Origin of the sequence: Pedobacter nyackensis, from assembly GCF_032678475.1 — a bacterium.
Lineage (GTDB): Bacteria > Bacteroidota > Bacteroidia > Sphingobacteriales > Sphingobacteriaceae > Pedobacter > Pedobacter nyackensis_A.
In genome coordinates this window covers 21,717-35,112 of sequence record NZ_JAVTSF010000005.1, presented here as the reverse complement: position 1 = coordinate 35,112, position 13,396 = coordinate 21,717, and the positions used below count along the sequence as shown (strand labels likewise).

Below are 13,396 nucleotides of genomic sequence, written 5' to 3'. Positions count from 1 at the left end.
AGCTGATCGATTTCTTTACATAATGTTAACTTATACCGATGTGGTATTCGGTATATAAATAGCTATATTTGATTTATTATCATCTTTTATAGCAATGAGTAACGAAATATTAGAGATTTCTGTATTGGTGGATGAGAAGTTTGATGTGAAGTTTGACCAGGTTAATGGTGTTTTGGGTTTTATACTTAGAATTTTTGACAGGTAAGATTTGACTCATGGATTTCTTCGATGACAGGCATCCCAAAATGTCTGGAAGAAAGCTTTTTGTCTGAAAAAAAACTTAAATTCGCCCCATAATGAGTAGAAATAGAAAAGCCGGAGTGGTAACTATCATTCCTGATTTAAGTATTATTGATATTGCCGAAGAGGGTAAAGGGGTAGGTAAGGCCGATGAGTTGGTGGTTTTTGTGGATAAAGCAGTGCCAGGTGATGTTGCTGATGTTCGCATTGTAAAGAAAAAAAAGAACTTTGCAGAAGCAATCATTGAAACTCTTCACAAAAAGTCGGAACTAAGAACTGATCCTTTTTGTCAGCATTTCGGTACCTGTGGTGGCTGTAAATGGCAACATATGGAGTACGATGCTCAGTTGAAATTTAAGCATAAAAATGTTGAGGCTGCTTTACAGCGCCTGGCAAAAATAGATACAAGCGGTATGGAACCTATTCTGGGTTCAGCCGAAAACAAGTATTACAGGAATAAACTGGAGTATACTTTCTCCAATAAGCGTTGGTTAAATAAACAGGATATGGCCGAAAGGTCTGATGAGCTGGATGCAGATGGCCCTAATCCTGATTTGGAAATGAATGCACTTGGTTTTCACGTACCATTGCGCTTTGATAAAATATTAGATATTCAACACTGCTATTTACAGGCCGAGCCGTCTAACAGCATCAGAAATGATGTTCGTACTTATGCTTTAAAAAATGGCTTAACGTTTTATGATCTGCGCAACCATGAAGGAAGTCTGAGAAACCTGATTATCCGTACTTCTTCAACCGGAGAAGTGATGGTGGTTGTGGTTTTCGCTTATGCGGAACAGGTGCAGATCAATGGCCTGATGGAGCATTTGAAAGTTAGCTTTCCTCAGATTACAGCTTTATTGTATATCGAGAACCAAAAGAAAAACGATACCATTTTTGATCAGGAAGTGATTACCTATGCTGGTAGGGATCATATTTTTGAAGATATGGAGGGATTGAAATTTAAGATAGGAGCGAAGTCGTTTTATCAGACCAATTCCGACCAGGCGCATGAATTGTATAAGATCACTAAAGAGTTTGCCGGTTTCTCTGGTGATGAATTGGTGTATGACCTTTATACTGGTGCTGGTACAATCGCCAACTTCGTTGCCCGTAGCGTAAAACAGGTAGTGGGTATCGAATATGTGCCAACGGCTATTGAGGACGCGAAGTTTAATTCTAAACTGAATGGTATAGAAAATGCGATTTTTTATGCCGGTGATATGAAAGATATCCTGACAAGGGAGTTTATTGCTGAGCATGGTAAGCCTGATGTCGTGATTACTGATCCACCAAGAGCTGGAATGCATGCAGATGTAGTAGAGCGTTTGCTGGAAATGGAAGCAGAGAAAATTGTTTATGTAAGTTGTAATGCAGCTACACAGGCGCGCGATTTGGCTTTACTGAAAGAGAAATACGATGTAGTAAGAATTAAGCCAGTTGATATGTTCCCGCATACTCAACACGTAGAAAACGTAGTGCTGTTGAAATTTAAAGGAAATTAATCATAAGGATTTTTTGATGGATATAGAAGAATTAATGCCGCAACAACCAGAGGACAGTAAAGAGCAGCAAAAAAAGAGTCCTCTTGTTAGCCTGGAAAAGGATTTGGAGCTTTATGCAGATTCTGTAAAAGAGATTGCAATGGAGATTATAGTTGAAGGTATTTCCGCTAATCCAATTTTCATTGCACACCAGCATACGGTAAGTATTGGTGAAGTGATATTGGATAGAAAAGAACTGAATACTGAATGGACCATACAGGCTTCAACTTTTGAGGAGTTTGTGGAAAAGGGTATTATTACGCCTGATAAAAAAGCTTTGTTCTTAAAAAGCTATAAGAAACCGGAAGATTATATGTGTGTGTTTGTGATTGTGCCTGAGGGGGCTAATTTTATTTACTATCCGTACAAGGTTAGAAAGTAAGTCCACAACCGCAAAAAAGAAATCCCTATCCGGGCAAACATGGATAAGGATTACTAAAAAACTATTGATTAGACATCGCTGAGAGGGAAAGGTTTCAGGGTTTGTAAAATATTTTTAAATATTTGAATATGAACCTTAAAATCGTTCTTTTTGTAGCATAAAATATGGCGAATAATGGCAGCATCTCAATTACTCATTCTTGATAAAAAGCAGATACAACAGAAAATAAACAGGATTGCTTATCAGATATTGGAAGATAACCTAACTGAAAAGGAAATTGTACTGGCTGGTATATGGGACAGAGGTTACAAACTTGCGCTCAGGTTAAAAAAAGTATTGTCTAAGATCTCCGATTTGAAGATTATTATGCTTAAAATAGATCTGGACAGACAAAATAGTAAACTGGTAGCCAACACAGACCTTGATGAAACACACTGGAAAAATAAGGTCGTTATTATTGTTGATGATGTATTGAACAGTGGTAAAACATTAGCTTATGGCTTAGGTGTGTTTTTAAATACACCACATAAAAAAATCAGAACGGTGGTGTTGGTAGATAGAAGTCATAAAATATTTCCCATAGCGACGGACTATGTTGGCCTGAAAATGGCAACAGTATTAAAGGAACATGTTGATGTGGTGATGGATGTGGAAGGTGAAGAAGATAGGGTTTACTTAAGTTAGGAACAGTGACACTACTAACTAAAATCTAAAGCAGTTGTAGTATGGTGGTGTTTGTGTATGCTGTTTTTATATTCCTTATTTTAAGATTCTCTGTTACCTTATTTAACTTTTTATCTAATCCCAAACTAGGTTACTACGGTAAGCATTTTACCGATAGAGTTTCAGTTATTGTGTTGTCTCCCAATCGACAAACTGATATAAAAAAAATAGTCACCTCTATAGAAGAACAGGAATATAGAGATGTTGAAGTTGTTGTACAGCGGAACGAAACTGTGACAGAGTTGATGGAACGGGCAACAGGTAAGTATTTTCTGTTTATAACAGCTGGCATGACCTTGCATCATGGCTTGTTAAATAATTTAATTTATAGGGTTAAGGTGTTTGAACTTTCTGTTCTTAGCTTGACACCTACTTATACGGCACATGGTTTTCTGGCGAATTGTATTTATCCACTGAATGATTTTTTATTACTCAACCTATTTCCGTTAAGATTGATCCGGTTAAGTAATATTCCTGCTTTTGCCGGGGCAGGGAGTAATGATTGTTTATTTTGTGATGCTACACATTTCAAAATGTTGGGTTGGAACGAATCTTTAAGCAAAAAAATGCCGTCAGCAGCGGAAGTTGTGAGGATTGCTAAACAACTCAAGTTTAAGACGGAAGTTTTATTGGCAAATAAATTTATACGATATAATGTTGATCAAATAGATATCAATAGTTTTAGCAGCAGGCTCTTGCTGAATTTTTCGAACAGTGGTATAGCAGCATTGTTCTATGTGATTTTTGTAGTTATCGGTCCGCTAATGATATTGCTGAATTATGACCCGGCATTATTGCTGCTTCCTCTTGGGCTGATTTTTATGGAGAGGTTAATGATCGCATTTTTAACTAAACAAAATGCATTGCTACAGGTTTTTCTGCACCCCCTGCAAATGCTGGCCCTGTTTATATTGACTTTAAGGGCTGTTGGGAGCGAATTCTTCAAGTCGATTAAGCTTAAGAAATAGCAATATCAAATAGAATTTATGTAATTTTGTAATTGTTCAAGAAAACGAATTATGCCGGTAAAATATGATTTAGCAGTAACAATAGATAAAGCCTCAGGTTTTTGCTTTGGCGTGGTATACGCTATTGATATGGCTGAAGATATACTGGATAATGACGATCATTTGTATTGTCTGGGCGATATCGTGCATAACGACGAAGAAGTAAAACGTTTAACAGCTAAAGGTCTGCGAATCATTGATCATGAGCAACTACAGCTCTTGCACAAAGAAAAGGTATTGATCCGGGCCCATGGTGAGGCACCCTCAACTTATCAGCTTGCGCTTGAAAATGAATTGACGTTAATTGATGCATCGTGTCCCGTGGTATTGAAACTTCAGAACAGGATTAAGAATTCGCATGATGACGATGAACAGATCCTGATATTTGGAAAGCATGGTCATGCAGAGGTAATCGGTTTACAAGGACAGACAGATGGTAAAGCTATTGTTTTTCAGGATCTCGCCGAACTTGATCATGTTGAATTGCCTGCCAAATTTACGCTGTACAGCCAAACCACAAAAAGTACGGATAAGTTTTATAGTATTAAAGATGAACTGATGGCTCGTGGCTACGAAGTCAAAGCTAATGATACGATATGCAGGCAGGTATCTAACCGATATGGCGATCTGGAGAAGTTTGTAGCGAATTATGATAAAATCCTTTTTGTTTCCGGGAAAAAATCTTCGAATGGAAAGGTGTTGTACGATGTGTGCAAAAAATATAATGACAATTCTTATTTCATTTCCAATGTTGAGGAAATTGATAAAAACTGGTTCTCACCAAATGATAGAGTGGGCATTTGTGGTGCTACATCGACTCCGATGTGGTTAATGGAGCAGGTAAAGGCGGAATTGTTGGCTTACTAAATTATAAAATCATCATTAAAAAGTAATTATTCTTATTCCATGTGCTGATAAAACAGAATAATGGATTGAATGGTTAATTTTGGGGAATATTATGGGAAAAAAGGGTGTATTGCTTGTGAATTTAGGAACTCCGGACAGTCCGGAAGTTGGTGATGTGCGTAAATATCTTGATCAGTTTCTGATGGATGAGCGCGTGATCGATATCAATGCTTTTCAACGTACTTTACTTGTAAAAGGCATTATTGTTCCATTTCGCAGTCCTAAGACTTCAAAACTCTATAAAGAGATCTGGGATGAAAATGGTTCGCCATTGTTATACTTTAGTAAAATACAAGCTGCATTGGTGCAGGAACAATTGGGTGATGAATATCACGTAGAATTGGCTATGCGTTATCAAAACCCTTCCATTTTATCTGCACTTGAGAAAATGAAAGCAGGCTTGGTGGAAAGTATCCGTGTCATTCCTTTGTTTCCTCAATATGCATCCGCAAGTAGTGGTTCAGTAATCCAGCTGGTGATGGAACTGGTTAGTAAATGGACAACGATACCTCCTGTTAGCTTTGTAAGTTCATTTCACGATAACGAATTGATGCTTGAAACCTTTGCTGAGAATGCAAGGAAGTATCAACCGGAAACCTTTGATCACGTATTGTTTAGTTTTCATGGACTACCTGAGCGTCAATTGTTAAAATGTGACCATACTGGTAAGCATTGTTTGAAAAAAGAAAATTGCTGCGATAGCTTGAACGATACTAACAAGTTTTGCTATTCTGCGCAAGGTCATGATACTGCCAGATTATTAGCCGAAAAACTGAATATTGCCAAAACCGACTATACCGTTTGTTTCCAGTCTCGACTGGGTAAAGAACCTTGGGTGCAGCCTTACACTACCGATGTGTTAAAAAAGCTTGCTGCTGAAGGTAAAAAGAGGCTGTTGGTTTTTAGCCCTGCTTTTGTGGCCGATTGTCTGGAGACACTTTACGAAATTACGGTTGAATACCAGGAGGAATTCAAAGCGCTGGGTGGTGAGCATGTGCAGCTCGTGGAAAGCTTGAATGATGATCCTAAGTTTATAAAGGCTTTAGTTGATATGGCTAAAGGTATTTAGAAAGGTATTTAACAATCTGGTCAGTAGAACCCGTTTTTGAAGCTACATAATCCTTTGCTATTTGTCCAGGCTTGCTGCTTTCCGTTAACGTCAAAAATGCTGTTTCCAGTTCATTAAAGTCATTTATGCTTTTTGCTGCACCAGCATTAATCAGGTCTTTAGCTTCCTGAAACTTATCATATTTTGGACCGAATATTACAGGGATACCAAAAGCTGCTGCTTCGAGTGTGTTGTGTATGCCTACGCCAAACCCGCCTCCAATGTAAGCGATTTTACCAAAAGCATATAAACTTGACAGCATTCCAATGTTGTCAATGATCATCGTCTGTTCCTGATGCGCAGTTGGTTCTTCTGTTGCGAATGTCGAGTACTTGATCGCTTGCGGGAACAGTTTTTCTATTTCCTGAATATGACTAATGCCTATTTCATGAGGAGCGATGATGAACTTCCATTCCGGATATTTTTTACAAAGTTGGGTTATCAGTTGCTCGTCTGGAAGCCAGGTACTTCCTGCAATAAGTACAGGTGAGTCTCCACAGAAGCGTTCAATAATATTGAGTTTTTTAGGTGTAGCAGCATTCTCTGCAACACGGTCGAACCTGGTGTCACCACTTAAAGTCGCATTCTGTATGTTAATGCTTTTTAACAATTCTATACTTTCTTCATTTTGAACAAAGAAGTGACTTACATAGCTCAATATTTTTCTGTTGAAAGATCCGTAGGGCTTAAAGAATACCTGATTGGGTCTGAAAATGCCGGATATAATGAGTAGTGGAATTTTTCTGTCATTTAATGCCCTGAAATAATGAAACCAGTATTCGTACTTGGTGAAAATGACTACCTCGGGGTTAAAAGCAGTGATGATTCGCTGGGCATTCGCTGCTGTGTCTAATGGCAGGTAGAAAATTCCTTCCGCCAGCACGTAATTCTTTCTTATTTCGTAACCCGAAGGGGAAAAAAAAGTAATAATTATTTTTTTTTGAGGGTATTGTTCTTTTAAAAGCTCTAATACTGGTCTGCCTTGTTCGAATTCTCCTAAAGAAGCAAAATGAAACCAGATGTGTTTAGTCTTTGGGTTAATTTTTTTTGCTATTTTTTCGAAAATATTCCTTCGTCCATTTACAAATAATGAAGCTTTCGTGTTGAAGGTTGAAAAAATCCCGATTATTAGGCTATAAAGTTGAATTGCAATGTTATAAAGCCAAAGCATTTTATGTGTTTTTTATTATCTTAGCCGAAGATACTTTAATATAATTAAAATAGGATTAATATATGAAAATAGCCGTTATCGGAACTGGATATGTGGGATTGGTTACAGGGACTTGCTTGTCGGAAACTGGAAATAATGTAATTTGTGTAGACATTAATGAAGCAAAGGTTAAGAAAATGCAGGATGGTGAAGTTCCTATTTATGAACCTGGACTTGATGTGTTGTTCCATAGAAATATTGCACAAGGCAGATTAACATTTACTACCGATCTGGCCCATGCTGTTAAAGATGCTCAGATTATATTTATGGCATTACCTACGCCTCCGGGGGGAGATGGTGCTGCAGATTTATCCTATATTTTAGGTGCGGCTAAAGATATTTCAAAGCTGGTTACTGATTATAAAGTTATTGTCAATAAATCTACCGTTCCGGTTGGTACAGCTGATAAAGTTCAGGCGGTTTTTGCTGCAAATACTGATGTAGAAATTGACGTGGTTTCCAACCCCGAGTTTTTACGGGAAGGGGTCGCTGTAGACGATTTTATGAAACCAGATCGTGTAGTTATTGGAACAGGAAGTGAAAAAGCGCAGAAGTTAATGATGGAGCTTTATGGGCCGTATGTGCGCCAGGGAAATCCAATCTTGTTTATGGATGAGCGTTCTTCTGAACTGACAAAGTATGCCGCTAATTCATTTCTGGCAACCAAAATTACCTTTATGAATGAGGTAGCGAACCTTTGTGAAATTGTAGGTGCAGACGTGGATTCGGTGCGAAAAGGGATTGGATCTGATGCAAGGATTGGTAAACGTTTCTTATTTCCTGGTATTGGTTACGGCGGTAGCTGCTTTCCTAAAGATGTACAGGCTTTAGCTAAATCTGCTGATGAGCATGATTATGACTTCCAGATATTGAGGTCTGTAATGCAGGTAAACGAAAAGCAAAAGACTTTACTGGTTGATAAATTATTGAAGTATTATAAGGGCGACCTGAAAGGCAAACATTTTGCGCTTTGGGGATTGGCTTTTAAACCTGAGACTGACGATATCCGCGAGGCACCTGCATTGTATATCATTGATGAACTTATTAAACATGGGGCAACTATTTGTGCTTTTGACCCTGAAGGAATGAACAATGTTAAGGCTGTTGTTGGGAATAAAATTGCCTACGCAGATAACCAGTATGATGCCTTATTAAAAGCCGACGCTTTATTGATTGCTACAGAATGGTCTGTATTCAGAAACCCTGACTTCGAAAGAATGGAAGAAAGCCTGAGCAATAAGGTGATTTTTGATGGCCGTAATTTATATGATCTGCAAAAAATGATTGATTTAGGCTATTATTATAATAGTGTTGGTCGTAAGCTTATAAAATAATGAGACGTAAGAGAGTTTTAATTACCGGAGCAGCCGGCTTTTTAGGATCGCATTTATGCGACAGGTTTATCAAAGAAGGTTACCATGTAATAGGAATGGATAATCTGATCACTGGCGATTTGCAAAATATTGAACATTTATTTGCATTGGAGAACTTTGAGTTTTCTCATCATGATGTTTCCAAGTTTGTACATGTTGGAGGAGAATTGGATTATATTCTACATTTTGCTTCACCTGCAAGTCCGATTGATTATTTGAAAATTCCTATTCAGACTTTAAAAGTAGGTTCATTGGGAACCCATAATCTGCTTGGTCTTGCCAGAAATAAAAAAGCAAGGATGCTGATTGCCTCCACTTCCGAGGTTTATGGAGATCCGAATGTAAATCCACAACCTGAAGAATACTGGGGTAATGTAAATCCGGTAGGGCCAAGAGGGGTTTATGATGAGGCAAAACGTTTTCAGGAAGCGATGACTATGGCCTACCATACTTTTCATGGCCTGGAAACCCGTATTGTAAGAATTTTTAACACTTATGGGCCAAGAATGCGACTGAATGACGGAAGGGTATTACCTGCTTTTATTGGTCAGGCTTTACGTGGTGAAGATTTAACTGTATTTGGTGACGGTTCTCAAACCCGCTCTTTCTGTTATGTTGACGATTTAGTTGAAGGTATATATAGATTGTTACATAGCGATTATGCTTTGCCGGTAAATATTGGAAATCCAGACGAGATTACCATTAAGCAGTTTGGTGAAGAAATTATTAAACTTACAGGAACCAGTCAGAAATTAGTACTTAGAGACTTGCCTGTTGATGATCCGAAACAAAGACGTCCGGATATTACCAAAGCAAAGTCTATTTTGGGTTGGGAACCCAAAGTAAGCAGAGCAGAAGGATTGAAAATTACTTACGAGTATTTTAAATCACTGCCTAAAGAAGCGCTGATCAACAAGGATCATAAAGATTTTACAGGATATAACCGTTAATAGAAACATGGCAAAAATATTAGTGACCGGTGGAACTGGTTTTATTGGCTCGCATACAGTGGTAGAATTACACAATGCTGGCTATGAAGTAATTATAGTTGATGATTTTTCGAACTCTAATCCGAAGATATTACAACAATTAGAAACAATTACAGGTGTTAAACCTGCATTTGTAGAACTGGACTTATGCGATGAGGCTAAAGTAAAGGATTTTGTTAAGCAACACAGTGATATTACCGGAGTAATTCATTTTGCAGCTTTTAAAGCTGTTGGTGAATCAGTACAGCAACCATTAAAATATTACAGAAATAACTTTTACTCGCTGATTAACCTGATTAATGCTTTTAACAGCAATATCAGTTTGGTGTTTTCTTCGTCCTGCACCGTTTACGGCCAGCCAGATGTTTTACCGGTAACTGAAAGCGCACCTACAAAAAAGGCGGAATCGCCTTATGGCAATACCAAACAAATTGCAGAAGAGATTTTGCAAGAGAGTTGTGCGGTAACACCTACACTGAAAGTAACTTCTTTGCGTTACTTTAATCCGGTAGGTGCACATCATACGGCTTTAATTGGTGAGTTGCCAATTGGTGTCCCTCAAAATCTGATTCCTTTTATTACACAGTCTGCAATTGGTAAACGCGGTCCGATCACTGTTTATGGCAATGATTACGACACCCCAGATGGTAGTGCAATAAGAGATTATATCCATGTGGTTGATTTAGCTAAAGCACATGTTGCTGCAATTAAGCGTTTGGAAAGTAATAAGGCCAGCACTAATTATGAGGTGTTTAACCTTGGAACTGGTAAAGGGTCTACAGTATTAGAAATTATTAAAGCATTTGAGCAATCAACAGGTGTGAAATTAAATTACACAATTGGAGCCAGGAGAGAGGGAGATATTGAAAAAGTTTGGGGCGATGTAACTAAATCTGCCAATGAATTGGGTTGGAAAGCAGAGCTTGATGTAAACGAAATGATGTCGTCTGCCTGGAAATGGGAGAAATATTTGCAGGATAACCCTTTTTAAATGTTGTTAAGTGAGCATAAGGAGCTGAAACTGGAGATCAAATCTCTTCCTGAAAAGGAAAAGGATAAGCTATTGCTCAGATTAATTGCTAAAGATAAGGTGTTAACTGAGCATCTTCATTTCAAATTATTGGAAGATGAACATGATCTGGTAAGGCGACAAGAAGAATTACAAGGTTTAATTGATGAAGGTATTGAAGAATGTTTGCATGCCAAAAGACCTAATTCAAAGGATACTTTATTGAAGATGCGGAAATTGAATGGTGGTATTAACCACCATTCTAAAGTAACAAAGGATTTGAATAGCGAAATGGAACTTCGGATCCATTTGTTGAATCACATTCCCATTGATTTTGAGGAAAGTGTATACTCTTCACTTTATAAATTTAATGAGAAGCTGACTGTTTATTTTGTAAAAACAACGGTAGCCGTATTAAATAAGTATTATAAAATGCATGAAGATTTGCAGTTTGATTTAAAAGACCGGTTAAATGATTTGCTAGAAAAGGTTTACCGACATAAAACTGTAACAATAGCTAAAACCCTGGGTTTACCAGAACAATTATAGAATAACTAACAGAAAACAACATACCAATGAAAATATTAATAACAGGCGGTGCCGGCTTTATCGGATCTCATGTTGTTCGAAGATTTGTAAATAAGTACCCTCAGTATGAGATTGTAAATCTTGATAAGCTAACTTATGCTGGTAACCTGGCTAATTTGACTGATGTTGAAGATAAACCCAATTACAGCTTTATTAAAGCGGATATTACTGATGCAGTTGAGATGAACAATTTGTTTCAGAAAGAACAGTTTGATGCAGTTATCCACCTGGCAGCAGAGTCTCATGTAGATAGATCTATTTCAGACCCTACGGCTTTTGTGATGACGAATGTAATCGGTACGGTTAATCTGCTGAATGCTGCAAGGGAGTTTTGGAAGGAAGATTATGCGAGCAAACGTTTTTATCATGTATCTACAGATGAGGTGTATGGTGCGCTAGGTGAAACTGGAATGTTTACAGAGACAACGGCCTACGATCCACATAGTCCTTATTCAGCATCAAAAGCATCTTCAGATCACTTTGTACGTGCTTATCATGATACTTATGGTATTGATGTAGTCATTTCAAATTGTTCAAATAATTACGGATCTCATCATTTCCCTGAGAAGTTGATTCCGTTGGCGATTAACAACATTAAAAATAACCAGCCTGTTCCGGTTTATGGGAAAGGTGAAAACGTACGTGATTGGCTTTGGGTAGAGGACCATGCTAGGGCTATTGATGTGATTTTTCATGAGGCTAAAACCGGGGAGACCTACAATATAGGGGGACATAATGAATGGAAAAATATAGATCTGATTCATTTGCTTTGCGATATCATGGATAAGAAACTTGATCGTGAGAAAGGAACTTCAGCTAAGCTTATCACTTTTGTTACTGATAGGGCAGGACATGATTTACGTTATGCAATTGATTCTACCAAATTGCAGAATAAACTGAACTGGGTTCCCAGTCTGCAATTTGAAGAGGGACTGGAAAAAACAGTTGACTGGTACCTTGAAAATGAAGATTGGCTGAGTAATGTGACCTCTGGAAATTACCAGGCTTATTACGATACACAATATCACGGAAGATAAAAATAAAACAGGCACTTTAAATATTTAAAGCGCCTGTTTTATTTTATTCATATCTTAAAGCTTCTACCGGATCTAGTTTGGAAGCTTTTTTTGCCGGATAATACCCCGAAACAATACCTACCAGGACGCATACGGCAAAGCCTCCGAATATCCATTGCCATGGGATAATGAAGGAGCCTCCCATACCTAAGGAGATAAGGTTGCCAATAGCGATGCCTAAGAATATACCTAGCGTTCCACCCATCAGGCAAATCATGATGGCTTCAATCAAAAATTGTTTGCGTATTACAGAAGGATTTGCACCAATTGCTTTTCTGATGCCAATCTCCCTGGTTCTTTCAGTTACAGATACCAGCATGATATTCATCAAAGCAATCGATGCCCCAAGTAAAGTGATGATACCGATGGCAATACCTCCCCAGACTATAGCTTGCATTTGTTCGAAAAATGTTTGAGCCATCGCATCACTCTTCGTGATTTCAAAATTATTAGGGTCTGTTACCCGAATTTTTCTGATTTTTCTGAACTCAGCAGTAGCTTCTCCAATAACATTGTCCATGATGTCATTGCTGGGGACCATAACGGTGATGGTGTAGGATGGGTTTGCATTGGCATTAATCAGCTTGGCTTTTAACAATGGAACGTATACGGAACGATCTCCACTAAAGCCCATACTCTGTCCTTTCGACACTAATACGCCAACTACTTTCAGCCGGCTGTTTCCGACATTAATAATTTGATCTATGGGCGACTGATTTTTAAAGAGTTTCTGTGCAACCTCACTTCCGATGATACAGATGTTGCTACCTGACTGGGTTTCGGTAAGGTTGAAATTTCTGCCCTGTGCGAGTTCCAGCCCCTGAGAAGCAAGGCCATTCTCATCGATCCCCTGAATATTGATATTTGGGTTTGTTTTTTCAGTGCTAAATTTTACTGTTGCGCCACCTGTAGCCATTACACTTACGGCTACTTTCGCTGGTGTATTTAGCCTTTCTTTAAAGGTTAAGGCATCTTCATATCTGATGACTTTAAAAGGTTTTGGTCTTTGTCCTCCACCTATACGAATGCCGGAACCACGGTTCCTGATGTTAAAGGAATTCGCCCCCATACTGGAGAATGCTTCGGTCATACTTTTCTTAACCGCATCCAGCGTAGTCAGGATACCAACAAGTGCAGATAAGCCAATGGCGATGATCAATGCAGTAAGCATCGTCCGTAACCGGTTACTTGTTATTGACTGAAGGGCTAGTTGTACGTTCTCGGTATAAGTCATTACTGGC

14 protein-coding genes are annotated in these 13,396 nt (G+C 38.3%); 12 read left to right on the top strand and 2 right to left on the bottom strand.

Features of this window, described 5'->3' with window-relative positions; translation table 11 throughout:
• Nucleotides 1-94: 94 nt before the first annotated feature.
• From R2Q84_RS16600 to hemH, 7 genes are all read left to right on the top strand, one after another.
• Complete coding sequence (locus R2Q84_RS16600) at nt 95-205, top strand: phenylalanyl-tRNA synthetase subunit alpha (RefSeq protein WP_316817702.1); 111 nt, start codon at nt 95-97, stop codon at nt 203-205.
• A 91-nt stretch (nt 206-296) separates the two neighbouring features.
• Nucleotides 297-1,745, top strand: a complete 1,449-nt coding sequence (gene rlmD / locus R2Q84_RS16595; RefSeq protein ID WP_316817701.1) for a 23S rRNA (uracil(1939)-C(5))-methyltransferase RlmD — start codon at nt 297-299, stop codon at nt 1,743-1,745.
• A 16-nt stretch (nt 1,746-1,761) separates the two neighbouring features.
• The gene (locus R2Q84_RS16590; RefSeq protein ID WP_316817700.1) at nt 1,762-2,166 is read left to right on the top strand and encodes a hypothetical protein; all 405 of its coding nucleotides are present in this window, start codon (nt 1,762-1,764) and stop codon (nt 2,164-2,166) included.
• 174 nt (nt 2,167-2,340) lie between these two features.
• Nucleotides 2,341-2,850: a phosphoribosyltransferase family protein gene (locus tag R2Q84_RS16585; protein WP_316817699.1), complete on the top strand. Its 510-nt coding sequence runs from the start codon at nt 2,341-2,343 to the stop codon at nt 2,848-2,850.
• Between the two features lie 41 nt (nt 2,851-2,891).
• Complete coding sequence (locus tag R2Q84_RS16580) at nt 2,892-3,857, top strand: hypothetical protein (protein WP_316817698.1); 966 nt, start codon at nt 2,892-2,894, stop codon at nt 3,855-3,857.
• Nucleotides 3,858-3,908: 51 nt separating this feature from the next.
• Nucleotides 3,909-4,763: a 4-hydroxy-3-methylbut-2-enyl diphosphate reductase gene (locus R2Q84_RS16575; RefSeq protein WP_316817697.1), complete on the top strand. Its 855-nt coding sequence runs from the start codon at nt 3,909-3,911 to the stop codon at nt 4,761-4,763.
• 91 nt (nt 4,764-4,854) lie between these two features.
• On the top strand, nt 4,855-5,871 hold the full coding sequence (hemH, locus tag R2Q84_RS16570) for a ferrochelatase (protein ID WP_316817696.1): 1,017 nt from the start codon (nt 4,855-4,857) through the stop codon (nt 5,869-5,871).
• On the opposite strand, the gene R2Q84_RS16565 is transcribed toward hemH, so the two are convergent.
• Nucleotides 5,858-7,081, bottom strand: a complete 1,224-nt coding sequence (locus R2Q84_RS16565) for a 3-deoxy-D-manno-octulosonic acid transferase (RefSeq protein ID WP_316817695.1) — start codon at nt 7,079-7,081, stop codon at nt 5,858-5,860. The two genes, hemH and R2Q84_RS16565, sit on opposite strands and share 14 nt — an antisense overlap.
• Nucleotides 7,082-7,143: 62 nt before the next feature.
• Here R2Q84_RS16565 and R2Q84_RS16560 point away from each other — a divergent pair, with 62 nt between their 5' ends.
• Genes R2Q84_RS16560 through rfbB form a run of 5 tightly spaced genes read left to right on the top strand, consistent with a single transcriptional unit; the run spans nt 7,144 to nt 12,116 of the window.
• Nucleotides 7,144-8,454 (top strand): UDP-glucose/GDP-mannose dehydrogenase family protein, encoded by a 1,311-nt coding sequence (locus R2Q84_RS16560; protein WP_316817694.1) that lies wholly within the window; start codon nt 7,144-7,146, stop codon nt 8,452-8,454.
• Nucleotides 8,454-9,443 (top strand): UDP-glucuronic acid decarboxylase family protein, encoded by a 990-nt coding sequence (locus tag R2Q84_RS16555; protein WP_316817693.1) that lies wholly within the window; start codon nt 8,454-8,456, stop codon nt 9,441-9,443. The genes R2Q84_RS16560 and R2Q84_RS16555 overlap by 1 nt, the downstream gene beginning before the upstream one ends.
• Before the next feature lie 7 nt (nt 9,444-9,450).
• Nucleotides 9,451-10,473: a UDP-glucose 4-epimerase GalE gene (gene galE / locus R2Q84_RS16550; RefSeq protein ID WP_316817692.1), complete on the top strand. Its 1,023-nt coding sequence runs from the start codon at nt 9,451-9,453 to the stop codon at nt 10,471-10,473.
• Nucleotides 10,474-11,040, top strand: a complete 567-nt coding sequence (locus R2Q84_RS16545; RefSeq protein ID WP_316817691.1) for a hypothetical protein — start codon at nt 10,474-10,476, stop codon at nt 11,038-11,040.
• Nucleotides 11,041-11,066: 26 nt separating this feature from the next.
• The gene (rfbB, locus tag R2Q84_RS16540; protein WP_316817690.1) at nt 11,067-12,116 is read left to right on the top strand and encodes a dTDP-glucose 4,6-dehydratase; all 1,050 of its coding nucleotides are present in this window, start codon (nt 11,067-11,069) and stop codon (nt 12,114-12,116) included.
• A 43-nt stretch (nt 12,117-12,159) separates the two neighbouring features.
• Here rfbB and R2Q84_RS16535 read toward each other — a convergent pair whose 3' ends face one another.
• Entirely contained in the window at nt 12,160-13,389 is a 1,230-nt protein-coding gene (locus R2Q84_RS16535; protein WP_316817689.1) for an ABC transporter permease, read from the bottom strand.
• Between the last annotated feature and the right edge of the window lie 7 nt (nt 13,390-13,396).